This window comes from Microbispora oryzae, assembly GCF_017896165.1.
In the GTDB taxonomy this organism is placed as follows: Bacteria; Actinomycetota; Actinomycetes; order Streptosporangiales; family Streptosporangiaceae; genus Microbispora; species Microbispora oryzae.
In genome coordinates, this window is the sequence record NZ_JAFCNB010000019.1 from 45,142 (window position 1) to 71,448 (window position 26,307).

At 64.6% G+C, this 26,307-nt stretch carries 8 protein-coding genes and 1 pseudogene; 7 read left to right on the plus strand and 2 right to left on the minus strand.

What is annotated here, in order from left to right:
- The first annotated feature begins 288 nt into the window (after positions 1-288).
- From JOL79_RS26765 to JOL79_RS35980, 7 genes and pseudogenes are all read left to right on the plus strand, one after another.
- Positions 289-5,403 carry a DEAD/DEAH box helicase family protein gene (locus JOL79_RS26765; RefSeq protein WP_210158665.1) on the plus strand — a complete coding sequence of 1,705 codons (5,115 nt, stop codon included), beginning with the start codon at positions 289-291 and terminating at the stop codon, positions 5,401-5,403.
- Positions 5,400-8,282: a DUF8741 domain-containing protein gene (locus tag JOL79_RS26770; RefSeq protein ID WP_210158666.1), complete on the plus strand. Its 2,883-nt coding sequence runs from the start codon at positions 5,400-5,402 to the stop codon at positions 8,280-8,282. The genes JOL79_RS26765 and JOL79_RS26770 overlap by 4 nt, the downstream gene beginning before the upstream one ends.
- 64 nt (positions 8,283-8,346) lie before the next feature.
- Positions 8,347-12,510: an Eco57I restriction-modification methylase domain-containing protein gene (locus JOL79_RS26775; RefSeq protein ID WP_210158667.1), complete on the plus strand. Its 4,164-nt coding sequence runs from the start codon at positions 8,347-8,349 to the stop codon at positions 12,508-12,510.
- A gap of 163 nt (positions 12,511-12,673) precedes the next feature.
- Positions 12,674-14,614 carry an McrB family protein gene (locus tag JOL79_RS26780; protein WP_372446814.1) on the plus strand — a complete coding sequence of 647 codons (1,941 nt, stop codon included), beginning with the start codon at positions 12,674-12,676 and terminating at the stop codon, positions 14,612-14,614.
- Complete coding sequence (locus JOL79_RS26785) at positions 14,611-15,804, plus strand: McrC family protein (protein ID WP_210158669.1); 1,194 nt, start codon at positions 14,611-14,613, stop codon at positions 15,802-15,804. Before JOL79_RS26780 ends, JOL79_RS26785 begins: the two co-directional genes overlap by 4 nt.
- Before the next feature lie 271 nt (positions 15,805-16,075).
- Entirely contained in the window at positions 16,076-19,429 is a 3,354-nt protein-coding gene (locus tag JOL79_RS26790; protein ID WP_307848742.1) for a type I restriction-modification system subunit M, read from the plus strand.
- 1,000 nt (positions 19,430-20,429) lie between these two features.
- Positions 20,430-21,104: pseudogene (locus tag JOL79_RS35980) on the plus strand (ISL3 family transposase); the annotation flags it as partial.
- 2,628 nt (positions 21,105-23,732) lie between these two features.
- Here JOL79_RS35980 and JOL79_RS26800 read toward each other — a convergent pair.
- A complete protein-coding gene (locus JOL79_RS26800; RefSeq protein ID WP_307848743.1) occupies positions 23,733-24,461 on the minus strand; it encodes a DUF2637 domain-containing protein in 729 nt (242 codons plus the stop codon).
- A 301-nt stretch (positions 24,462-24,762) separates the two neighbouring features.
- Positions 24,763-26,106, minus strand: coding sequence for a tyrosine-type recombinase/integrase (locus tag JOL79_RS35165; protein ID WP_372446815.1), 1,344 nt, complete (start codon positions 26,104-26,106; stop codon positions 24,763-24,765).
- Positions 26,107-26,307 lie beyond the last annotated feature (201 nt).

The window sequence follows — 26,307 nt, forward strand, 5'->3', positions numbered from 1 at the left end:
GAAACCTGCTGAGTGGCGGGGTGTACTCAGTGGCCGCCCTCACCCTCTGAGCAGGGTTGGTGGGAGACCATGGCCGGGCAACCGCCCGCGCCGACCGAGTCTCAACGCGTCGGCCGCGGTGACGTGGCAGCCGTCCAGGAACTCGACGTGGGCTTTACTTGCACGTGTAACGGCACGTCATGGATTACGGATGTCCCAGAAGGCGGTGACCTTCGACGAGCATGTACCGCTTGAGGGTGATGAGCGATAGCGTGCCCACAGGTTTGAAGATCGCGGAATATGGGCGGGATGGACGTCTTCAAGGTTCACGAGCAGCTGATTGCCGACTACGCTGCGTTCACATCGGGTTTCACCGAGATCGAGGACGAGCGGATCAAGGAACACGTCCAGAAGCGGCTTGGTGAGGGCGAGCAGTGGCCTGATCCCTACCTGTCGCTGAATCCGAACTTCGCGCCCGGCGGTTCTATCACCCAGCTCATCGGTCAGGGCCTGCTGGTCGAAGAGTGCGAACGCATCTTCCGCGTCGGCAAGGACGACTCCTCCGAGGGCCACGTCCTCAACCTGCACCGTCACCAGCGTGAGGCTGTGGAGATTGCACGGACAGGCGCAAGCTATGTGCTCACCACCGGGACGGGATCGGGTAAGAGCCTCAGTTACATCGTGCCGATCGTGGACTGGGTGCTCCGCCAGAAGGAGAGCGGCGCCTATCAGCCGGGCGTGAAGGCGATCATCGTCTATCCGATGAACGCGCTTGCCAACAGCCAGGTGCACGAGCTCGACAAGTTCCTCAGAGAGGGGTACGGACCCGGCCGTGAGCCGGTGACATTCCGCCGGTACACGGGGCAGGAGAAGGGGCATGAGCGGCAGCAGATTCTGGCCGACCCTCCGGACATTCTGCTGACCAACTACGTCATGCTCGACCTGGTCCTGACCCGGCCGGGTGAGCGGGACAGCCTCATCACCGCGGCGCGGGGCCTGCGCTGGCTGGTTCTCGACGAGTTGCACACCTATCGCGGCCGGCAGGGCGCCGACGTGGCGATGCTGGTCCGCCGCGTACGGGATGCATGCGAGGCCGATGAGATCCAGTGCGTCGGCACGTCCGCCACGATGACAACCGAGGGCAGCGAGCAGCACCGCCGCGAGAAGGTGGCGGAGACCGCGACCCGTCTGTTCGGTGTTCCGGTGGCGCGGGCGCATGTGATCGGCGAGACGTTGGAGCGTGCCACAACAGCGGATCCGGACGCCGTGACCGGCCTCAAGATCCCCGAACAGGACTACGACAGTTTCATCGCCGACCCGCTCGCGGCGTGGGTGGAGGCGCAGTTCGGCGTGGTCGCCGATCCGGCCACGGGTGCGCTGACCCGTCCGCCCCGTCCGCGTACGGTCCCGGAAGCAGCTCGCGATCTTGCTGCTCGCACCGGATACACCCCGGAGGAGTGCGCGGCGGCGATCCAGGAAACGCTCAAGCGAGGCGCGGCGATCAGCCATCCGCGGACGCAGCGACCCGTGTTCGCCTTCCGGCTGCACCAGTTCCTTTCCAAGGGTGACGACGTCTACCTGAGCATCGAGCCGGAGGACGTCCGTTACATCACCAGCCGCTACCAGAAAGTGGTTCCCCAACCCGGCAAGGACGATCACATCCTGCTTCCTGCGTCGTTCTGCCGGGAGTGTGGTCAGGAGTACCTGACCGTGCGGCGGGTGGACGACAAGGGGACCATCCGGTTCAAATCCCGCCGTGACGTCGATCAGGCCGGTGATGAGCTGGACGGCTACCTGTATGTCTCGAGCGATTTCCCGTGGCCGGACACTACACAGATCGCGGTCGACGATCAGCGGGTGCCGGAGTCGTGGCTGGAGACGTCGAGCGACGGATCCCCCAACGTGATTGCGGCCAAACGGAAGTACCTCCCCGAGATCGTCCATGTCGCCCCGAATGGCTATGTGGACGAAGACGGCACCCGCGCCGCGTATATCGCTGCCCCTTTCACCTTCTGTCTTGCCTGCCGGACGTCGTACGAGCAGGTGCGCGGCAGTGACTTCGCCAAGCTGGGGTCGCTCGCGGTGGAGGGCCGCAGTTCGGCCACGAGCGTGATCAGCTCCACTGTGGTGCGGACCCTGCGCGAGACCCCGGAGACTGAGAAGCCTCAGCGTAAGCTGCTGGCGTTCACGGACAACCGGCAGGACGCCAGCCTGCAGGCCGGCCACTTCAACGACTTCGTGCAGGTCGTCCAGCTCCGCGGCGCTCTCTACAGGGCCCTTCAGGCGGCCCCCGACGGCCTCACCCACGAAGTGATCGCGCAGCGAGTCACCGAAGCACTGAACCTCGCCTTCGCCGACTTCGCACAGAAACCCGAGGCCAGGTTCACTGCGGAGCGCAACACGTGGAAGGCACTACGCCAGCTCATCAACTACCGGCTCTATCTGGACCTGGAACGCGGCTGGCGGATCACGATGCCGAACCTGGAGCAGACGGGCCTGCTGAAGGTTGATTACTTGGACCTTCCAGACATCGCCGCGGCGCAGGATCTCTGGGACGGCGCGCACTACGCGCTGCGGGACGACCGGCCGGAGTTACGTGACGAGCTGTTGCGGACTCTGCTGGACGAATTGCGCCGGGTCCTGGCGATCGATGCCGACTGCCTGACCGAGCCCGGGTTCGAGCAGATCAAGGAGGAGAGCCGCCACTACCTCAAAGATCCGTGGGCCATGGAGCCGACGGAGAACGTGGTCTACGCTGCCGTCGCTTATCCACGCGCTGGTCGGCATGGTGGGCTGCGATCCAGCAAGGACCTGCATCTGACGGGGTTCGGCGCGTACGGGAAGTACCTGCTGCGCGAGCACACGGGTCTTTCCCGGGACGACGCGCACGCGATGATCCGGGACATGCTGTCGGTCCTGGAACGCTGCGGCATCCTCGTCCGGGAGCGGGATGGTTACCAGCTCAAGGCTTCGTCGATCATCTGGCGGCTCGGGGACGGCAAGGCGGGAGCGGAGGACAGGATCCGCAAGCATGTCGCGGCCGATACCGGCCCTCGGATCAACCCGTTCTTCCAACGCCTCTACACGGAGAAGGCGGCCAACCTCGCCGGCCTGCAGGCCCGGGAGCACACCGCCCAGGTCATGAACGAGCTGCGCAGCATCCGTGAGGAGCTGTTCCGCGCGGGTGATCTTCAGGTCCTCTACTGCTCACCCACGATGGAGTTGGGCATCGACATCGCCAGCCTGAACGCGGTCGCGATGCGCAACGTCCCGCCCACACCGGCGAACTACGCCCAGCGGGCGGGCCGGGCGGGCAGGTCCGGGCAACCGGCCCTGGTGGTGACCTACTGCGCTACCGGCAATGCCCACGATCAGTACTACTTCCGGCATCGTGACCAGATGGTGGCGGGGTCGGTGGCCGCGCCTCGGCTCGATCTCACCAACGAGGACTTAATCCGTTCCCATGTGCATGCGATCTGGCTGGCCGAGACCGGGCTGCCCCTCGACAGCTCGATCAGCAAGATCCTCGATGTCGACGCCCCTGGGTTCCCCCTGCTGCCGAAGGTGCGTACGGCGGTCGCCAACGCGCAGGCGCAGATGCGGGCAGGCGAGAGGGCCCGCGTGGTCCTGGCGGAACGCGTCAGCGAGCTGAACCTGACCTCGTGGTGGCACGACGACTGGATCGATCGGACCGTTCAGGACGCGCCGAAGGAGTTCGACGCCGCATTCGACCGCTGGCGAGAGCTTTACCGTACGGCACAGGCCGAGCGGGAGGAACAGCACCGCATCATCGGCGACCACTCCACGGGTAAGAAGGCTCGCGACCTCGCGACCGCCCGCCGGCGCGAGGCGGAAAGCCAGCTCAAGCTGCTCCGCAACGAGGATTCCGAGGACTTCCAGACGGACTTCTACTCCTACAGGTACCTCGCCTCTGAGGGGTTCCTGCCAGGTTATTCGTTCCCCCGGCTGCCGCTGCGTGCCTACATTGCGGCCCGCAAGGGCAAGACCACCGAGGTCGAGTTCATCCACCGGCCGCGCTTCATCGCCATCCGCGAGTTCGGCCCGGACGCCCTCATCTATCACGAGGGCTCGCGCTACCAGGTCAAGGAGGTCCAGCTCGCGCCCAACGAGCAAGGAGGCAGCGGGCTCGACACCAAGTCGGCGCGACGCTGCGAGTTCTGCGGTTACCTGCATGACTCCGTCGTCGGCATCGACATGTGCGAGTCCTGCGGCGGGCGACTCGGCAAGACCATGCACCGGCTGCTTCGGTTGCAAACCGTCAAGACGGTCCGCCGCGATCGGATCTCCTCCGATGAGGAGGAGCGGCGCCGTGCCGGATACGACCTGGTCACCTCCTACCGCTTCAATGACCACGGCGTCCGTCCCGGTCGTCTTGACACCGCGGCCGTGAACAAGGGCGCCGTGCTGCAGCTGCAGTACGGTGACACCGCGACGGTGCGGGTGACCAATATGGGACGGCGACAGCACACCAGCACCGGGTTCTGGATCAACGTCCACACCGGCAGGTGGTTGTCGGAGACAGATGCTCTTACCCCGGAACTCGAGCGCATCGACGACGCTGGCCGGGTCCAGGCCAAACAGCAGGTCATCCCGTACGTCGAGGACCGCCGCAACATCCTCGTCACCCGCATGGCCGCAGCGGTGAGCGAGGAGACGGCGATCAGTTTCATGTACGCGCTGGAGCGCGGTATCGAGGCCGAGTTCCAGCTCGAAGACAGCGAACTGACCAGCGAACCCCTGCCCGACGAGGCCCACCGCGGCCGGGCGCTGTTCATCGAGAGCTCCGAGGGCGGCGCGGGGGTGTTGCGCCGCCTGGTCATGGAGGACGACGCCCTCGCCAACGCCGCCCGACGGGCCTTGGAGATCGCCCACTTCGACCCCAACACCGGGGAGGACACCGGTGGTGCGATCAACGGCGAGCGCTGTGCCAAGGCTTGCTACGACTGCCTGCTCTCGTTCAGCAACCAAGGCAAGCACGAGCAGATCGACCGCCACCTGGCGCGTGATCTGCTGCTGGCCCTCTCCCAGGCCCGCGTACCCCTGCCCCCGGCGACGAAGCCTCAGGACACCTGGGAACCGGTTCGCTCCGACGCCGAGTCGAACGATCCGCTGCACGCGTTCGTGTGCTGGTTGGAGGAGTGGGAGTACCGTGCGCCGGACGCGCTCAAGGCGCACCTGAACGGCATACGGGTTGAAATGGTCTACGACACTCCGCACGGGCAGGCGGCGGTGTTTGTCGATGGCCCGGACAACGCTGACGATCCCGGCCGTGACGAGGACGCCGAAGACGAGCTTCGCGATCTTGGGTGGAGTGTCGTGCGTGTCCCCTACGGTGGGGACTACGCGCAGATCGTGAAGAAGTACCCGAGTGTGTTCGGAACGAGCCGCAGGGAGCAGCATTGACCTCCGTCTACAGCCCCGGATCACTCGTCCACGCGCGTGGCCGCGATTGGGTCGTGCTCCCAGAAACCACAGACGCGTTGCTGGTCGCCCGGCCGCTGGGCGGTGGCGATGACGAAATCGCTGGCATTCTGCGCGGCGTAGAAGCCATCGCCCCGGCCACGTTTCCGCCCCCGCAGACGGCCGAGGCCGGCAATGCGGTGAGCGCAGGGCTGTTGCGCACCGCGTTGCGGGTCGGGTTCCGCGCGACGGCAGGACCGTTCCGATCCTTAGCCGGGCTCGCGGTGGAGCCGCGGCCGTACCAGCTCGTGCCCCTGCTGATGGCGCTGCGACAGGAGACCGTACGGCTGCTGATCGCCGACGACGTCGGCATTGGAAAGACGATCGAGGCATCCCTGATCGCCGCCGAACTGCTCGCCCAGGGCAGCGCTACCGGCTTGACCGTACTCTGCAGCCCCGCACTCGCCGAGCAGTGGCAAGAAGAACTGGCCAGCAAGTTCCACATCGACGCCGAATTGGTCCTGCCGAGCACCATCAAACGACTGCACCGCAACGCCGTCCGGGCCGACGACGAGTCGATCTTCCATTACTGCAAGCACACAGTCGTCTCCACGGACTTCATCAAATCGCCCATCCGGATGAAGGAATTCATCCAGTCATGCCCGGACCTGGTCATCGTGGACGAGGCCCACACTTGTGTCGCGGACGGCTCGACCAGTGGCAGCCGCACTCAGCGCTACAACCTCGTCCGGGAGCTGGCCGCGAACAAGGACCGGCATCTGCTCCTGGTCACCGCGACCCCGCACAGCGGCAAGAACGAGGGTTTCCACAACCTGATCGGCCTGCTCGACCCTGCCCTGCCGGGCCTCGACCTCGATGATGCGAAGGGCCGCGACGAGCTGGCCAGATACATGGTCCAGCGTCGCCGTGGTGACATCCGGAAGTATCTGGATGAGGAGACCAAGTTCCCCTCGGATCGCGAGACCCATGAGGAGCGCTACTACCTCACCGACGACTACCGGAAGCTGTTCCGCCAGGTCCTCGCGTACGCCCGGGAGACGGTACGTGACGCCTCGGGTGGACAGCTCCGCCAAAGGGTCCGCTACTGGTCGATCCTCGCGCTGCTGCGTGCCCTGGCATCCTCCCCGAAGGCCGCGGCTGCCACGCTGCAGACGCGGGCCAAGAGCATGGACTCCGAAACGCCGGAGGAAGCCGATCGGATCGGCCGCGCCACGGTGCTGGACATGGCCGAGGACGAGGCCGCCGAGTCGATCGATGTCATCCCCGGCGCCGACGACCTCGACGATGACGACCAGAGCGAGCGGGCGCGGCTTCTACGGTTCGCCAAGCAGGCGAGCGCGCTGACCGGGAAGGGCGATGCGAAGCTCACGAAACTCACCGATGTCGTGCAAGGGCTGCTCGCCGACGGCTACGACCCCATCGTGTTCTGCCGATTCATCGACACGGCCGAATACGTGGCCGACCGCCTGCGCAAGACGCTCGGCAAGACCGCGGAGGTTGGCTGCGTCACCGGCACTCTCCCGCCGAGCGAACGCGAGGCCCGTATCGCCGAGCTGAGTGCGATCGAGGGCCGCCATGTCCTCGTCGCCACCGACTGCCTTTCCGAGGGCGTCAACCTGCAGGAGGCATTCCAGGCCGTCGTCCACTACGACCTGGCGTGGAACCCGACACGGCACGAACAGCGCGAGGGACGTGTCGACCGGTTCGGCCAGCCTGCCGACACCGTCCGCGCCGTCACCATCATCGGCGCCGATAACCTCATCGACGAGGTCGTCATGCGGGTCCTGATCCGCAAGCACGAGGAGATCCGCAAGAGCCTCGGCGTGAGCGTCCCTGTCCCGAACTCCTCGAACCAAGTCGTCGAAGCGCTCATGGAAGAGCTGATGAGCTGCCCCAGCGAGAGCTGGCAGCAGCTGCCGCTCGACGGCTTCGGTGCGGGCGACCTGCACGCCGAGTGGGAGAGCTCCGCGGCCAAGGAACGCCAGTCACGCACCAAATTCGCCCAGGTCGGTATCAAGCCCGACGAGGTCGCCCGGGAACTGGCGGAGGTCCGCGCCAGCCTCGGCTCCTCCGGCGAGATCGAGGCATTCACTCGCGAGGCTCTGGACGCGCTCGGCGCGTCGATGACCGACCAGGAGGATGGTTTCAGGGCGGTCACCGCGACTCTGCCGAGCGGCCTACGGGACACGCTCCCACCGGGGCAGGCTCAGCCGCTGCCGTTCCATCGCGTCCTTCCCGTGCCTCGCCGGCATGCCCATCTCGACCGTACGGACCCCTCCGTCGGCGCCATCGCCCGCTACGTGCTCGACGCGGCGCTGGACCGCTCGGCGTCCTGGCCGACCTCGAACCGCCCGAGCCGGTGCGGTGTCATGCGCACCGCCGCCGTGCAACGCCGCACGACCCTCCTCCTCGTCCGATTCCGCCTGCACCTGGAACTGCCGGCCAAGGGCGGCAAGAAACTCCTCGTCGCAGAGGAGGCGCGAGTGCTCGCCTTCCGCGGCAAGCCGGCCGCACCGGAGTGGCTGCCGCAGGAGGAAGTGGAGACACTGCTCACGGCCAAGCCGAGCGGCAACGTGGCCTCCGACATCGCCCGCGACGACCTCGACCGGCTGCTCACACTTCAAACAGGAGTAAATCAGGACGGCGAGGAGCAGACCTGGCCTCGTTTGATGTGGGAGCTGGGAAGCGCCCTCGACGACGAGGCGCACGCGATGGCGGAACGACTGCGCGAGTCACACGCCCGAGCGCGGGCCGCCTCGCGGCAGAGCGGCGCCAGCAAGATCGCGGTCACCCCGAACACCCCCGCCGACCTCCTCGGCGTCTACGTCTACGTCCCGGTCCCTTCCGGAGTCACCAAGTGAGCGAGCGAGACATCAACCACGGCGCCCAGGTTGTGGCGGCACCGGCCAGTCGTGAGGGCAGCGCATGAGCCGGTCCCCCTTCCCCTCGGTTCGTACGGCCGGCGGACTGCTTCCGGCCGACCTGTTCAATCGGATCCTGGAGGCCAAATCCGGGGAGAGCACGCTCCCCGGCCGGGAACCGGAGACGTACGGCCTGCTCCCGCACGAGAACGTCCGCGAAGCCGCCGCGCGTGCCTTCGACTACCTCAACGGCGCCTGGCAGGCATTCACGAAAGAGCGAGAGAAGGCCGCCCAGGAGGGCCGCACACCGCGTACCCGCGACCGATGGCTGGTGCCGCTGCTACGCCAGCTTGATTACGGCCACCTGACCGCGGCGAGCGGCATCACCGTTGATGGTGTCTCCTTCCCGGTGAGCCACCGCTGGGAGCACGTGCCCATCCACCTGCTCGGATGGAACGTCGACCTCGACCACCGGACTCCCCGTATCACCGCCCAGGCTCCGCAGTCGATGGTGCAGGAGCTGCTCAACCGTAGCGACGACCATCTGTGGGCGATCCTCTCAAACGGAAGCAAGCTCCGGCTGCTGCGGGACTCACGGGCGCTGGCCGGGTCGGCGTTCGTCGAATTCGATCTCGAACTGATCTTTTCCGAACAGCTCTTCGCCGACTTCGTGCTGCTGTTCCGCATGGTCCACGCGTCGCGCTTCGCCGTACCGCTGGAGAAGACGCCCGCCGACTGCTGGCTGGAACGCTGGCGCGCCGATGCCGTCCAGGTAGGCGAGCGAGCGCTGGCCCGGCTGCGCGCCGGCGTCGCGCAGGCCATCAACACCCTCGGCACCGGTTTCCTCAGACACCCGGCGAACGACGCGCTCCGCGCCGCCCTAGAAGGCCACCGGCTCAGCAAGGAGGACTACAACCGGGCGATCCTGCGCCTGGTCTACCGGCTGCTGTTCTGGTTCGTGGCCGAGGACCGCGACGTCCTGCTGATCCCGCTCCCTGACGGCCCGGAACGGGCCCACGAGCGCAAGCTTGTCCTGGCCGCGCGAGAACGCTACACAAGGTACTTCTCGGCGCAGCGCCTGCGGGAAAGGGCCATTCGCGGGGGCACGGATCACCACGACGACCTCTGGGAGGCTGTCCAGCTCGTGCTCCAGGGCCTCGGCGAGGAGAACGGACGTTCCGAGCTGGCCATCCCCGGTCTCGGCGGGTTGTTCGAACGCGTCACAGAGGACGACGACGGCACTCCATTGGAGCACAGCCAGCCGGACGCACTGGACGCCCCGCTGGAAGGCATGCGGATCGAGAACGGACACCTCCTCAAGGCCATCCGCCATCTCGCCGTCGTCAACTCGGAGTTCCAACGCCGGCCGGTCAACTTCCGGGAGCTCGACTCGGAGGAGCTAGGCAGCGTCTACGAGTGGCTGCTGGAGTTCCACGTCGAGCTGGACACCGCCGAGCGCACCTTCACGTTGAAGAAGGCAGACGGGAACGATCGCAAGAGGTCGGGTTCCTACTACACGCCCTCCTCACTGACCGAGGCGCTGCTCGACACCACGCTTGACCCCGTTCTGGATGAGGCCGCCGGCAGCGCAGACACGGTCGACGCCAAGATCGAGGCCCTGCTGAACGTGACCGTCTGCGACCCGGCCTGTGGCTCCGGTCATTTCCTGGTCGCCGCCGCCCGCCGGATCGCCCGCCGCCTCGCGCAGATCCGCTCCGGGGAGGACGAGCCCTCCCCCGATCTCGTACGGCACGCCATGCGCGAGGTGGTGTCACGCTGCATCTACGGCGTGGACATCAACGATATGGCGGCGGAGCTGGCCAAGGTGTCGCTGTGGATCGAGTCGGTCGAGCCAGGCCGGCCTCTGGCGTTCCTCGACACTAACATCCGCGTCGGCAACGCCCTGCTCGGCGCCACGCCCGCCCTGATCGACGCGAGTATCCCCAAGGAGGCGTTCAAGCCGATCGAGGGCGACGACCGCGCGGTGGCGTCGGCGGTGGCCAAGGAGAACGCGACCGAACGGGATCATCGGTCGCACGGTCTGACGCAGGTCAGCCTGTTCGACGAGGCTCAGCTCGATCGGACCAACGCGGCGATCGCCGAGGGCACCCGTGACATCGTCACGTTCTTACCCGAGGACCTCACCAAGGCGGCGGTACAGCGGCGCAGGCTGCGTCTGGTTGACGAGGAACGCCGCGGGGCCAAGCGCGTCGCCGACGCCTGGTGCGCCGCGTTCGTGCAGGAGCTCACTCCCAGGGCCCGGACAACGGCTATTACCCAATCGGCCCTGGGCTGGATTGGCGGCGAAGAGCTCGACGAGCACCAGGCGCTGATCGCCAATCGGGTCGACGAGCTCACCAAGCAATACCAGTTCTTCCACTGGCACGTGGAGTTCCCGCACGTGTTCCGGGTGTCGCAGGACGGCCGGGAAGACCCGCGTACCGGCTGGAACGGCGGTTTCAGCTGCGTCATCGGCAACCCACCCTGGGAGCGGGTGAAGATCCAGGAGAAGGAGTTCTTCGCCTCCCGCAACGAGGACATCGCGAACGCCAAGAACGCGGCCGCCCGTAAGAAGGCCATCGCCGCGCTCAAGGACAGTGACGAAGAGTTCGAGCGCGACCTCTACGCGGCGTTCATGAAGGAGCTGCGGCAGGCAGACGGCACCACGCTGCTTCTGCGTGACTCGGGCCGCTACCCGCTTACCGGCCGGGGGGACATCAACACCTACGCCGCGTTCGCCGAGACCGGCCGCATGGTCATCTCGCCGTACGGCCGGGTCGGCATGGTCCTACCCACCGGCATCGCCACCGACGCGACCACGCAGTTCTTCTTCAAGGACATGGTGGAGACCAAGACCCTCGCCTCGCTGTACGACTTCGAGAACGAAGAGAAGCTCTTTCTCAACGTCCACCACTCCTTCCGGTTCTGCCTCTGGAGCGGGTCCGGACGTCGTGCTCCACAGCGACGGATCAGCTTGGCGTTCCGGCTTCGGCAGGTGTCGCACATCGCCGAACGACGGTTCGTCCTCACCCCGGAGGACATCACCCGCCTCAACCCGAACACCGGCACTGTCCCGGTATTCGACTACAAGCGCAACGCCGACATCACGATCGGCATCTATCGCCGTGTCCCAGTGCTCTGGCAGGAATCCCCTGAACTAAACCCGTGGGGCCTGTCGTTCCTCCGCATGCTGGACATGGCCAACGATTCCGATCTCTTCCGGCCCAGTGCCGCTCGGGATGAGAGCCTGCAGGACATGCTCGACGACGGATGGACGTTCGACGGCAACGTGCTCGTCTGCGACGGTGAGCGGCTGCTGCCGCTGTACGAGGCGAAAATGCTCCACCATTTCGACGATCGGTTCGGCACCTACGAAGGCCAGACCGAGGCCCAGGCCAATGTCGGCACAGTCCCTCGTCCAACCCCGGATCAGAAGGACGATCCCACCTACGCCACGATTCCTCGGTACTGGGTGCCGGAGAAGGACGTCGAGGAGCGGCTGTGCCCGGAGGAGGTTCTTCGAGCCCGCAGAGTCGTTAAGTGGACCCGTGGCTGGCTGCTCGGCTGGCGCGACATCTGCCGTAGTTCCGACGTGCGGACGCTGATCATTTCCGCATTGCCCCGGACTGCGACGCCAGACACCACCCTGCTAATGCTTCCTGAACGCGGTCCAGCGGCGTGCCTTCTTGCCAACCTGTCAGCGTTTGCCTTGGACTACGTGGTGCGTCAGAAAAGTAGTGGAACGCACCTTAAGTACTTCACGATGCGCCAACTTCCCGTGCTGCCGCCTTCGGTTTACGAAGAGAGGTGCCCCTGGGATGGAGGGGAGCGGCTGGACGAGTGGGTGCGGGCACGGGTGCTTGAACTCACCTACACCTCCTACGCGATGAAGCCGTTCGCCCGGGACCACGGTGATGACGGCCCGCCGTACCGGTGGGACGAGGAGCGGAGATTCAAGCTGCGGGCTGAGCTTGACGCGGCCTACTTCCACCTCTATGGCGTCACTCGTGACGACGTGGAGTACATCATGGACAGCTTCCGCGCGTTCCGGAACGTCGGCCCGGATCTGTTCGCCCGCACCAAGAACGCAATCTTGGAGATCTACGAGGCCATGGCCAAGGCCATCGCGGATCGCACACCATACCGATCCGTCCTCACTCCCCCGCCCGGCCAAGGCCCCCGCCACCCTGAGCGGAGGCCCGACCCTTCGGAGTCCGATCGTGGCTGACAGTGTTCGCATCGAGGCGATGTTCCGTACCGCCATGGAAGTGCTCCGGGACAGCCCGGAACCCCTGACCAAGCGACAGGTCACGGAGGCGATCGCGAGCCGGTTCAAGTTCACTCCGTATGAGGACCAGCGCGACGACCACGGCCGCCCTCGCTGGGAGGTGATGCTCGGCTGGCGGACCGGCGACGCCGGCACCGTCGGTTGGATCACCAAGCGCGATGGCCAGTGGGCGCTCACCGAGCCCGGCATCGACGCCCTGGAAACATACTCCGAAGCCGAACTTTTCGCGGAACTCCTGCGTCGCTACCAGGAGATCAGGAAGCACCGTATCCAGGCACACAAGGCGCTGTCGGGCAGCGAGCAGTTGCTCGCGAATGCCCTTGGTGCGGTTCCCGGAGGGAGCTGGACCTCGTACCGCGACCTCGCCGAGGCGACCGGCCTGCCGGAGGAGCAGCTTTCCCATTTTCTCGCGCATGTCGACATCCCCGGTGCGTACCGGGTCGCTTATGAGGACGGCACGCTGCCCAGCGACGGTATGCGTCACTTCCGCTACCGGGGCGGCGACATCGCACGACGGCTCAAAGCCGAAGGTGCGACGTTCGACGACCAGGGTCGCCTGGCCGCCGAGGACCATGTGACCGGCGGGGAAATCCGGGAACGCCTGGCCCAGCTCCCACCTGCTGATCCGGAGTCGCAAGTCCAGCGGGCCTGGCTGGTGCGCGGGTCATCGGTGGACGGGCGGGACCTGGTACCTATCTGGTTGCACAAGGAGTCCGCCTCTCTGGCAGCGTCCAGCCTGCAGGAGATCCCCATCCCCGTTCCCCGCGACGAGTTGAAGGCGATCGTCGAAGACAACTACCAGCACAAGTCCTACGCGGTGCGTGAGACGAAGCTCGCCGAGTTCGACGCGTTCTGCAACCGGATGCGGCCCGGCGACTATGTTCTCACCACCACTCAGGGCAAAACATACGTCGGCCGGATCACCGGGGACGCCGCGTACGTCGCCTCCTCCGACAAGCGCTCCAACCTCCGTCGGTCCGTTGAGTGGCTCAACCCCACGGCTCCGGTGCCGTTCGCGAACCTGCCCCAGCCGCTCCCGGCCAAGCTGCACAGCCAGTCGGACGTGGTCGAGCTGACCGAGAACATCGGCGCGATCGAGGAACTGCTGGCCGCCCTCGACATCGACCTCGGCGACGCCGCGCCCGACCCGACCAAGGAACTGGCCTTCCCCACGATCAGCCAGGATCTGGCCGACGAGATTCTTGTCGACCTCACGCAACTCCAGCGGCTCGCCGACCTCCTCTGGGAGAACAAGCAGCTCATCCTGTACGGCCCGCCCGGCACCGGAAAGACCTTCATCGCTCGGAAACTGGCCGGGAACCTCGCCGAACCGAGCGCAATCAAGCTGGTGCAGTTTCACCCGTCCTACACCTACGAGGACTTCTTCGAGGGTTTCCGCCCGGTGCAGCGCGCGGACGGGCAACTCGCCTTCGAGCTACGCCCAGGGCCGTTCCGGCAGCTCGTCGAGGCTGCCAGGCAGCACCCATCTGATCCGTACATTTTGATCATCGACGAGATCAACCGGGCGAACCTGGCCAAGGTCTTCGGCGAGCTGTACTTCTTGCTCGAATACCGTGACGACGCCATCGGGCTGCTCTACTCGGGCGAGACCGACTTCACGTTGCCTCCGAACGTGTTCGTGATCGGCACCATGAACACCACCGACCGATCAATCGCACTGGTGGACGCGGCGATGCGCCGCCGGTTCCGCTTCGTCGAGCTGCACCCAAACCTCGATCCCGTCAAAGGCCTGCTCGGCCGCTGGCTGGAGCGTCTCCGCAAGGATGACGAGGCTGCCGTACACAACCTGGACGCCCCCGAGGTGCTGGACACGCTCAACGCCCGGATTGAGGATCACGACCTGGCGATCGGCCCGTCGTATCTGATGAAGCCCGGGGTCTACCGACGCGAGGACGGATTGGCCGACGTCTGGGAGACCGCGATCTTGCCGTTACTCGCCGAGCATCACTACGGCAGCCCACCTAGCGTTCTCGACCGCTACCGCCTCGCCTCCCTCCGCCGAGGGCCGGCCGCGCCCGAATGAGGATCGAGGTCGCCGAAACCGGCCACACTCTGGAACAGCTCACGCCCTCGCAGGGACGCCGGCTGGCAAGCTCCGGAGTCGTGGACGCGCGGCCGTCGCCGTACGAGCCGGACCTGTGGGAGATCACTCCGCGCGGCAAGGTCGGCGTTGCGCTGATTGGCGACGTCGAGGTGTGGGTGACGCCGAAACTGCCGATCGACCGGCTGCTCTTCCTGGTCGGCTACGCGGTCGATCCCAAAGGGTGGCGGGACGAGACCGTCCACCTGGACGTCAGGGACGGGCTGATCCCGGCCGTGGCACAGGCCCTGTGGCGACAGAGCGAGCGTGCCCTGCGGCAGGGTCTGCTCCAGGGATACCGCACCGTCGAGGAGACCTCGTACGTGCTCCGCGGGCGCCTCCGGGAAGCCGATCAGCTCCGGCGGCACCATGGGGGCGTTATCCCCATGGAGATTCGCCACGACGACTTCACCGTGGACACCCCCGAGAACCAGATCCTTCTGGCCGCCATCACGCGACTACTGACCGTACATCGAGTGGATGGAGAGTCCCGGCGGCGGCTGGCCGCTCTGCGGGCCAGACTGGCGAACGTCACCACCCTGGTCCGGGGGACTTCGCTACCGGACTGGCACGCCTCACGACTGAACACGCGCTATCACACTGCGCTGCGGCTGGCTGAGATCGTCTGGAGAGCGACCTCCCCGGAGCACTCCCCCGGCTCCCTGGCCGCCAACGGCTTCCTCTTCGACCTCCCGAAGATCTTCGAGGACTTCGTGACCGTGGCCGTCTCGGAGGAACTTCACGCCAGGTACGGCGGAGCCGCGTACCCCCAGTACAACTGCCACCTGGACGAGGCCCTGGCCGTACGGATGCGGCCCGACCTGGTGTGGGAGCTGAGCGGCCGCCCGGCGGCAGTGGTTGACGCCAAGTACAAGCGAGAAAAACCAGCCGGCTACCCGGACGCGGACCTCTATCAGATGCTGGCCTACTGCACCGCGCTGCGGCTGCCGCGCGGCCATCTGATCTACGCTAAGGGGAACGCCCCCGCAGCCTCGCACGTAGTGCGGCATGCGGGGACAGAGATCGTCTGTCACGCGCTCGACCTCATGCTGCCCGCCGAGCGACTCCTTGCCCAGGTAAGCGGCATCGTCACCGAACTGGCTTCTGAAGTGCAGACGGCCCCAAATACGTGAGCTGTGATCCGGGAGTTGGGCTCTCCGCACAGTCTGATTCGTACCTGGGCAGTATCAAAGCGCTTCCTCCCGCGCAAGGTCGTCTTGGTCAGCTGCAAGTGCTGACCCCGACTCGCTTTGCCCGTCCATACAGGTCGCCTCCTGAGCATGTCCGTCACGCTCAGGCGCGAGCACGGCACGAGCGTCGAGGTCGGCGCCATATCGGCCGAGCCCATAAGTGACGGGAAGACCGCGTAGCTGTGCCCTCCTGTTGAGGACCCCTTCAGCAAGAATGCTGGGCACGATCCGCCGCCAAGCGGGGCTCAGGATCATCATCCCTCTCCATCTTCAACATCTGAAGTTGAAGTGCGATGATCATATTCGTTCGACGGCCGAGCCGACGGAGGGCTCTATGAGTACTGGATCGAATCATTTGGCGGAGCTGATTTGGTCCGTCGCCGACCTGCTGCGCGGCGACTTCAAACGGCACGAATACGGCAAGATCATCCTACCGCTCACGGTCTTGCGCCGTCTCGAATGCGTCCTGGCACCGACCCGTGACAAGGTCGCCGACGCCTACGAAGCTGGCGAGCAGCGAGAGCTCTTCCTACGCCAAGCTGCCGGACACAGTTTCTACAACATCAGCCGCTACACGCTGAAAGAGATCGCTGGTGATCCCAAGCACGTTGCCGGCCGCCTGACCCGTTACGTAACGACCTTCTCCACGAACGTTCGTGAAGTGCTGGAGAAGTACGACTTCGCCCATCAGATCAAGAGGCTTGACGATGCTGAAATCCTCTACCAGATCGTCAGCAAGTTCGCCGACCTCGACCTGCGGCCTGAAGTGGTCCCCAACCAGCAGATGGGCTACGTATTCGAGGACCTGATCCGGCGCTTTCCTGGCGTCTCCGCCGAGACGACCGGTGAGCACGTCACGCCCCGCGAGGTAATTGAGCTGATGGTGAACCTGCTCATCGTCCCCGACGCTGACCTGCTGCAGGAGAGCGGCGTCGTCCGCACCGTGTACGACCCTGCCTGCGGCACCGGCGGCATGTTGTCGACCGCGGAAGAGCACATCACCGCTTTCAACCCCGGCTCCACCATCAAAGTGTCCGGGCAGGAGATCAACCCAGAGACGTGGGCTATCTGCCGCTCCAACCTCATGATCAAGGGCCAGGTCCCCGACAACATCGCCTTCGGCAATTCCTTCACCGAGGACGGCCACCTGCGCGAGACTTTCGACTACATGCTCTGCAATCCGCCTTTTGGGGTGGACTGGAAGAAGATCAAAGATGAGATCGAGGCCGATTCCGAGGGCAAGTTCCGGGCTGGCCTGCCCCGGACCAACGACGGGTCGCTCCTGTTTCTCCAGCACATGATCTCGAAGATGAAGGCGCCCGCGATTGGCGGCAGCCGCATCGCGATCGTCCTCAACAAATCCCCACTGTTCACCGGCATTGCTGGATCAGGCGAGTCGGAGATCCGCCGCTGGATCCTGGAGAACGACTGGCTGGAGGCGATCGTCGCCCTCCCGGACCAGCTCTTCTACCACACTGGGATCTCCACGTACTTCTGGATCCTCACCAACCGCAAGACCCCTGACCACCAGGGCAAAGTCATCCTGCTGGACGCCCGGGACCATTGGCAGAGGATGCGCAGATCGCTCGGCGACAAGCGCAAGGAAATCGGCAAGGACCAGATTAAGGAGATCACCTGCCTGTACGGCGAAGCCCTCACCGTGGCCGACGATCCCGACCATCCGCTACACGGGAAGGTCAAGGTCTTCCGCAACGAAGACTTCGGCTACCGCCGCATCACCGTCGAGCACCCGCTCAAACTCCGCTTCGAGCTCACCGAGGAGACCCTCGAAGCCATCCGCCACTCTGCCAAGCTCGGCGTTCACATCGACACCGAGAAGCTGGCCGACGCTCTTCGACTTCGCATCGGAACCACGTCGACGACGAAAGACAAGGTCTTCGCATCCATGAGGAAGGCGGTGGGCACCGCTGGTCTGCAGTGGCCGTCAAAGGCACTGTTCTTGGACACGCTGCGTGATCTCATTGGCGTCCGCGATACCCAGGGCGAGGTCCAGTACAAGAACAAGAAGATCGAACCCGACCCCGAGCTGCGCGACTACGCGAACGTCCCCTTGAGCGAGGACGTCGAAGAGTACCTAAAACGGGAGATCCACCCACGCTCCCCCGACGCTTGGATCGACCATCCCAAGACCAAAATCGGCTACGAGATCTCCCCGATGCTCTTCTTCCATACGGAACTTAATTGCACCTTCGAACCGCTTTCGCGGTTCGTCCAAATAGAGGCTAGACGAATAAGTCGACCACTTCGTGACGGTGAAGCAAAAATAACCGACAGGCCTAGATATCTCAGAGCGCAAGATTTGTATCAGACTGACTCGGCCGCGGACCTACCAGACTCCCCCACAGAAGGCCCAGTGCTTACACCGTGCACAGGTGGTGATCTCGTAGGACGCCCAGGGAATTGGCGGCTACTTCCTGCAGACTTTGGCGAGGCAGCTACCTTGATGTTTGTCTTGCGGCCGCTGCGTGGGAATGGCAGAGCACTTTGTGAATGGCTCAACTTACGAAACGATGTGGGGCAATTTTCGCATGCGCGGGATTTGATGAATCTACCTGTCCCCGTTGACCTCGTCGCCGATGAGGCGGTTGACAACTTTCTTGAAGAAGTGCAAGAAGCCCGGCGCACGCTAAGAGAGTCAATATCAGGCATTTTACCTAACGTATTCGCGAGCAGCGAGACAGACGTTCGGCGTAAACGCAATGAGATACGGTACGCCGCCTACGAGGCACAGTTGATTAGCGAGCTGGTACGCCCTCTAGACGATCCTATCTGGCGAGCAGAGTGGAGCTATCCTTATCATGTCGCTGCACTAGCCCGCAGATACCGGATCAGTACTCATCCGGCCGAGCGCAAAGACTCACTCCTCAAACTCGGCGAGGGAATTGCGCGAATGCTAGGGCTGCTGGCGCTCTCCGATCTCATCGTCGAAAAAGGCTTCTCGAGAAGTCTTCGCGATCAATTCTACAGGGGCGCCACCTTTGGCACTTGGCTGTCCATGATGGGCAGATTTCTCGATGAGGTCAGTTCACCCCGCCTGCAAGAGCTAGTGAGATTACACGAAGGCGACAACTCGCCACGCGTACTACTTGACGCAATTAGAAATTTCAGGAACGACTCGCATCACGCACACGGCGTGCGAACCAACCACGAACTCAATGAGGAAGTAGAGAAACTTGAGCCCTATGTTCTATCGGCCCTCAGCTCTGTCAGCTGGCTCTCTGGTGCACATTGGGACTGGGTGGAGAGGTGCGAATATCTCGACGAATCATCGTACAAGCTTGTAGGCTTGCGACTTCGTGGAAGCCATCCGAGCTGGGAACCCTTCGAACGTCCCAGCACATTCCCGCTCAAACCCGAAAGAATCTATATCGACAGCACCCCTTCAGGAACTCCAGTTGATCTTTGGCCTCTCGCCGCTGTTAGCGTATGCCCAGAGTGTCGAAGTCGCGAACTATTCCTACTTAATCAGGTTCAAGACGGTCTTCTAACCCTCCGAAGCTTGGAAGAGCACTCGTTACAAATCCCAGAGACCGGTGTCTGGTCGTAGCCGCCAGATAGAAAGCAAGCGATCTGGGGCGTCAGGTCAGTTCAACTCTCCAGCGAGTCCGGCCTTTTTGACCAGGCGGCCCCATCGGGCGCTGCGAGCAAAAGCCTGAGCGATGGCGACGCCGCTGGGCAACTTACCGTCCCTTGGCGGTTCTGCTGGGCGCACGAAAGCCCGAGGCTAGAACGCCGGGTGAGCCTGCCAGCTGCTGCCGCCGCCGCCCAGGCGGTCCAAACAGCCGCCCAGCGGGGGCACTCAGTTGCTGTCATACGCCTACAGGAGGTCTGGACGAAGGTTCGTTCGCTCCATCCTGACCCTGGAGGAGCTTACGCGGACGCCGTTCGCTCCGTTGAGGCAATCGCTGCCCCGCTGTTCCTGCCTAACCACCCAGCCCCGACGCTCGGCAAGGTTCACAAGCACCTCAGAGATTCGCTTCATAGGTACGAGTTGGTGATCTCTGACCAGCATGGCGCGCCAGCCGGTATCGAGATAGTCCCCAGCATGATCGGGACCCTGTGGTTCGGACATCGTGACCGGCACGAAGGCGGTCCCACAAGCGCCCCAATTAGCCAGGCTTCAGCGGAAGCGGCTGTCATGCTAGCGACGGCCTTGGTCCAGTTGCTCGTTACTGACTCGGTGCGATGCAAGCTCTAGAACAACCTTGCCGTCCTCGCGCGCATGCGCCCGACATCAAACGGAAACCGACAGGCTGCTCACTTTGGCAGGTTGGCAGTCCATACGTGTGTGAGAGCATGAAGACGCTCGAGAGGCCGCGGCGAAGGTCGCCCGCGAGGTGACAGGCCGGAAGTCACGAGGCCTTACCCTGGGCGACACCTCTTCGCAACGAATACTTGACTGACTTGCCGCACCTGACCCCAGGGGGAGGCGGCCGGCTCTCCAACCAGCCACGATCTGCGGCGTGTTGATCAGTGAGATTGTCGGGGCGTTGTTCCCTCACCTGGCCCGCGTGTGTATTGACCAGGTGTTGCGTGCGGGAAGGACGGTGCGGATCCGGGCCAGCACCGGCACTGTGGAGGCTGCGTGCCCGGACTGCGGAGTTCGGTCGCGGCGCAGGCACAGTCACTATGAACGGCGGTTGTCCGACACCGCAGCCGGCGGCCAGGAACTGCTCATTCACCTGCGGGTACACCGATTCTTCTGCCGCAACACCACCTGCGTGAGGGCGACGTTCGTTGAGCAGATTCCTGGCCTGACGGTGCGATACGGCCGCCGCAGCATCCCGGCGGCCAGGGCGTTGCGGGCGATTGCGCTGGCGCTGGGCGGTCGCGCTGGGGCCCGGCTTACCCAGCGCCTGGCCACCTCAGTGAGCCGGACGACGCTGATCAGGCTGATTCGCGGCCTGCCCGAGCCGCCCCTCGCGGCGGGCCCGCGGGTGCTCGGCGTGGACGACTTCGCCTACCGGCGGGGCCACTCCTACGGCACCATCCTGATCGACATCTCCACCAGCAGGGTGGTCGACGTGCTGCCTGATCGGACGGCCGAGACCCTCGCGGCCTGGCTGCAGGCTCACCCCGGCGTCGAGATCGTGTGCCGGGACCGGGCCAGCGCCTATGCCGAGGGTGTGGCCCGCGGCGCACCGCATGCGACCCAGGTTGCAGATCGCTGGCACCTGTGGAGGAACCTCGGCGAGGCCGTCGAACGCACCCTCACCCGGCACCGCCATCACCTGCCGTCCCTGATCCCCGCGCTCAGCACTCACCCCACACCTTCTCCACCGCTGCAGGCGCCCAACCCGCCTCGGATACCCGCCGACCGCGACGACCGGATCGCCGTCCGCACCCGGGAACGGCATGCCGTCGTTCACGCTCTGCTGAAGCAAGGCCACGGCGTCCGGGAGATTGCCCGTCGGCTGAACCTCGGTCTCAACACCGTCCGGCGCTTCGCTCGCGCCGGCAACCCTGAAGACCTGCTCGTACACACCGGCACCGGCCAACGCCCCAAGGCCTTGGACGCTTATGACGGCTACCTGCTCAAGCGGTGGGCACAAGGATGCACCAACGCCGAAGTCTTCTGCCGTGAACTGCGGAATCTCGGTTACCGCGGCAGCAGCACCGCCGTCCGCCAATACGTCCGCCCCTGGCGAGCCGGCCTACCACCCACCCCGGCTTCGCCCCGCCCGCCCACGGTCCGGCAGGCCACAAGCTGGTTCCTGCGCAACCCCGCCCGCCTCGAACCCAGCGAGCAACGCCAGCTCGACACACTCACCGCCTCATGTCCCCAGCTGGCAGCGCTCCGGGTCCACGTGCGCCAGTTCGCCGAAATGATGGTTCGGTACTCCGCGACGACCTGCCTGACCTGCGCTCCTTCGTCACCGGGCTACGCCGCGACCAAGACGCCGTCACCGCCGGGCTCACCCTGCCCTACAGCTCTGGTCTCGTCGAAGGGCACGTCAACCGGGACAAAATGCTCAAGCGGCAGATGTACGGCCGCGCCAACCCCGATCTCCTGCGCAAACGCCTCCTGCTGAGCGACTGACCAGGGTCTGATCACGGAAAGTGTGCCTGATCCAGTTTTCACGCGTCGTCGACACCCGATCGCGGTGTGCAGGCGCTGGTGATTGAACCAGTCTGTGGCTCAACGAGGTGACGTCAGCCGAGTGAATAACACCTGGTCCCGGACGATGACTGGGGCAGGGCGTGCCGCAGCGGTGCAACTCGCATACCAAATGCGAGAGGACCGTTCCGCCTCGTCCGCGCCGACCTCATCCCAGCCGACTCCATCAGCCCGTGTTGACGACGATGACGACAGCGCTGGAGACAACTCTGGCTACTGTGAGCGCCGACCCCTGGCCTTGGGACGGCCCTTGGAAGTGGAGCGGTTGGCCCACCTGACAAAACAGAGGGTTGCAGGCTCGGGACCTAGTTCGGATGCCCGGCCCGACAGGACTGGCCGTCATAACTGAGTGGCTCGCGAATCTCCAGTTAAGTTGCAGTGCTTGGACTAAGTGACTGACTGGATAGCGTGACGGTTGACCTCGTCGGCGTCCCTGCCAGGGATGCGCCAATCATGCCGCTCCTGGTTCGGCCCTGCTGTGATAGGCCCAGCAGCAGCCGTAGCCGCGGAGATTTATTCCTGACCAGCGCACTCCGCAAGTGCCGCATCGAACGGCCACCACCCGCTGACCAGCCCAGGCCAGCGAGACTCTCGGAGCGGGCAGGAAGTGTGCCGCCGCCCTGGCGGTAAGGCTCTCCTCCGCAGTTTGCACTTCGAGAATAATTATTTATTTCCGGACCAGGGCTATCTCCACCGTCTCAACGGCTGAAACTACCCGAGGTCGTGCTCAGGGCGTTCCGGCTCGGCTTTGCTCTGCAACCTGTCTGCTGGATCTGCCAGATACGGTGACGGCGGCTCCTGACTCTGCTCGGGACTGCGCTGGTCATGGCTTGCACGTGCGAGCTCGCAGGAGGTAGGCGAGCCTCGCCGACAACTTCATCGCCGCGAGCGCTGCTGACACGCAGTCAGTAGGAGCAGGACGAGCGGATGAGCTCTCCGCAGTCTCTACCGCTGTACCCAACAACCGATGCGGCGGGTAGCGGCTCCAGACGGCCCCGATGTCGCCGCTGAGAGGCGGACACCTCCGGTCCGTACCCCCCTACCAGGGCATTTTTAAGCGAGATCGTTGATTTGGAATTGCTAAGCTGGCCGAAATCGTGAGAGACTGAAAGTTTGGGCGCAGACTTGACGATCTTGGGCATGCTGAAGTAGCCTAATCGCGCGCCGCTCCGGCACGGCTCCAACCAAGGCCGGAGCGGCGCTGTCGAAGTAACCGTCAGATAGGAAACCCCGACGTGGAAAGATTACCCGCACGTGGCGGCTCCGCCCTGCCTCTCCTCCTCCTCGGAGCGCTAACGGTGGCGCTGATTGCTCTCCGCGTTAGACCGGACAAGGTTCGACTGATCCTCGCGGACCTTGTGCCGATAGCGACGATGTCCTGCACGCCGCAAGAGGAGCTCTCGGCTGGCGACAAGAGCTAGCAGGGGTAGGGGTGCCCAAACATGGCGCACCCCTACATCCCGCACGCACGACGTTCGCGAAAGCTCAAGCCGGGTTGATCGAGGGAATTCCTCACCTCAAGGCAGATGCTGTACAGCAGCGCTCTACAGCAACAGTCCTTACAAGATTGCGCCGCATCAAGTCCTCGCATCTACCGCCGAAGCGGGGGTGGCGCCATCAACGAGCGTCCTGTCCTTCTGGTAGTGAGATCGTGTGAGCAGCCGCATCTCAGGACGAGCCGGCCAAATTTGCGTCGGGAGTGTCAGCAGCTCTTCGAGTTATTCGTTTGAGTTCAACCTCTCCCGGTCACCCCGGGCCGGAGTAGCGCCCTCGTGGGTGCGTCGGTCAGTTCACCGGCGAGGCCGGCCTTCTTCACCAAGCGGCCCCAACGGGGGCTGCGGGCAAAAGCCCGAGCAATAGCGACGCCGCTGGGTAGGTCTCCGTCTTCCTGACGGTTCCGCTGTGCCCACCGCCAGGCCGCTCGCTGTAGTGTCCGGCCATTCCCATGAGGCTCAGTAGACAGTTCCGCGTTCTCTTGCTGCTCGTCTTGCTGCTCGACGGGGTCAGCATCCGCATCGGTGGCAGGCTCAGGGGCCGACAAGTCTGGGGCCTCTGGCTGAGCTCCCGTGCAGCGGCGGATCTGGGACATCAGGAGTTCATAACTGCCGATCAAGGCTAGGGACGGCCATGCGGCGATGATGCGACCAATCAGGCTCGGCTCGGCGACGGCGATGTTGGCGCCGAGGCTGGCCAGGCTACCCATCGCGAGCAGGTTCCACGCCAGAACGCCGCCGCGGCTGCCGTACCGGTTGGCCAGGAGGATGGACATCGAGGCGACGACGATCAGGCCATCGACGGCGAGCGGAATGAGCACCGCCGCCAAACGATCCTCGCCGTGACGCAAACACAGCTCGTGCATGTGACGAAACGACACGACGGCCGCGATCAGCGCCAGTAGCGCGACGCCCGCGATCGTGGTACGCCGGATGCGGCGCACAGCCAGGGAGAGATCGGTTTCCACAACCGCTCACCTCTGGCCGAGCAGGAAGCGGGTGGTGAGGGCGAAGGGATGTGCAATTGCTTTGTCTCCCCCCACCGTCATAAACCGCCAAGGGCACCGGGAACGGGACATCCCAACCCCAGCATTCACTCGCATTGACAGCGAACCGACGAGGATACGGCGTGACGATCGTCGCGCGTCGGATGGGTGGGCGAGGATGCATCCTCTCCTCCGGGTCTCGCCCGCTGTTCTCCCTCTGATTAGGGCTCTCCTTTCCGCGAATCGGGATTGGGCCGAAGGCGCCGTACTGAAGCAGACCTGCTCACCTCGCGCACCGATTCCGAATCTTCGAGAACGCCTCCAGCGCGGTCTCGTCGGCGTCATCGAGGGTGTGCAGGTACTTCTCGGTGGTGGCGATGGAGGCGTGGCCAAGCCGCTCCTTGACCACCTGCAGGTCGGCGCCGCCAGCGAGCAACCATGAGGCATGTGCGTGCCGCATGTCGTGAATGCGCACGTGGATCCCCAAGTCGGCTTCCTTCAGCGCGGGCTTCCAGACCTGCCGTCGAAACCAGTCGGCCGGGATGTGGCCGTCGGTGTCGCGCTGCCGAGGCTGGCGTGGGGTGTCCTTCCCTTCCTCGCCTCGGCGTTTCGCCCGGTACTGCGCGAAAGCGGCGCGGCAGTGCTCGCAGCGGCACTTGCCCGCGTTGTAGGCGGACAAGGTCCCGTGCTTGTACGTCTTGCCGTTCTCGTTTGGCTTGGTCCAGCCGAGCGTGTCCACATCGGGAAGCGCCTTGGTCCGCAAACGAGCCCGCGGAACATGCTTCCAGGTGAAGAACAGGTCGTCGCGCTCCAGGCCTTCGCTCCTGATGTGCTCCTCGAGCTTGTCGACCATCTGCCGGCTCAGCTTGAACCGACGGAACTCCTTGTCCTTGGGGTACTCCTTGACGATGAAGCGTCCGCCGTCCGGGTGGAACTTCGGATTGACCTCGACCACGGCGCGGCTCACGGTCAGGATCCGGGTTCTCGTGTTGAGGTCCTTCACTCGAAGTTCGGACAGCTCTCCCCACCGAAGCCCAGTCTCGATCGCGGTTTCGACGAGCAACTGAGTGTCGCTGTCGGGCAGGGCTTGATAGAGCACGTCGAACTGCTCGGGCGTGATCACAGTCCGGGGCTTCACGGCCACGGTCGGCGTTCTCACACCACGGCCGGGGTGGATGTACGTCACCTGGTCGTTGAGCGCGGTCGTGAAGATGACGCTGAGCAGAACTTTGGCGTACTTGATGGTCGGCGCCTTGACGCCGTCGTCCTTCAGCTTGGCGATCCACGCCCTGACGTGCTCGGGAAGGATGTCGACCATTCGCATGGGACCAAAGGTCGGCAGGATGTGCCTGTTCAGCGTGTACGTGTAGCTCTGCATGGTCGACGGCTCCACCTGGTGGTTGGGAAGCCAGGTGTTCTTCACGTACTCGGCGAAGGTCTGCTTGCCCCGGCTGGGATGGCCGATCTTCCCCTGGTCCATACGGGCTTCGGCCTGCTGCCAGGCTTTGTCCGCCGCCCGCTTCGATGAGTAAGTGCCCGCTGAGACAACGTTCCCGCGTATGTCCTTGTAGCAGGCCGTGTAGCGAACCCGACCGCGCGAGTCGAGCCGCTTGAACGAGTAGCCCAATTCACCCCCTTGATCGTCCGTTAGTGCTGCGTTAGTGGACCCTGAACCAGGAGCTGACATTCGGCAGGACCACGTAACACTCACACTAGGGCTTCTACCTGGGGTTTTACACAGATGGTGATGCCTTAAACACCTTCTGTTGAAGCGGCGCTCGCGGTTCGGGACGAAGAGGCCGTGGGTTCAAATCCCGCCACCCCGACC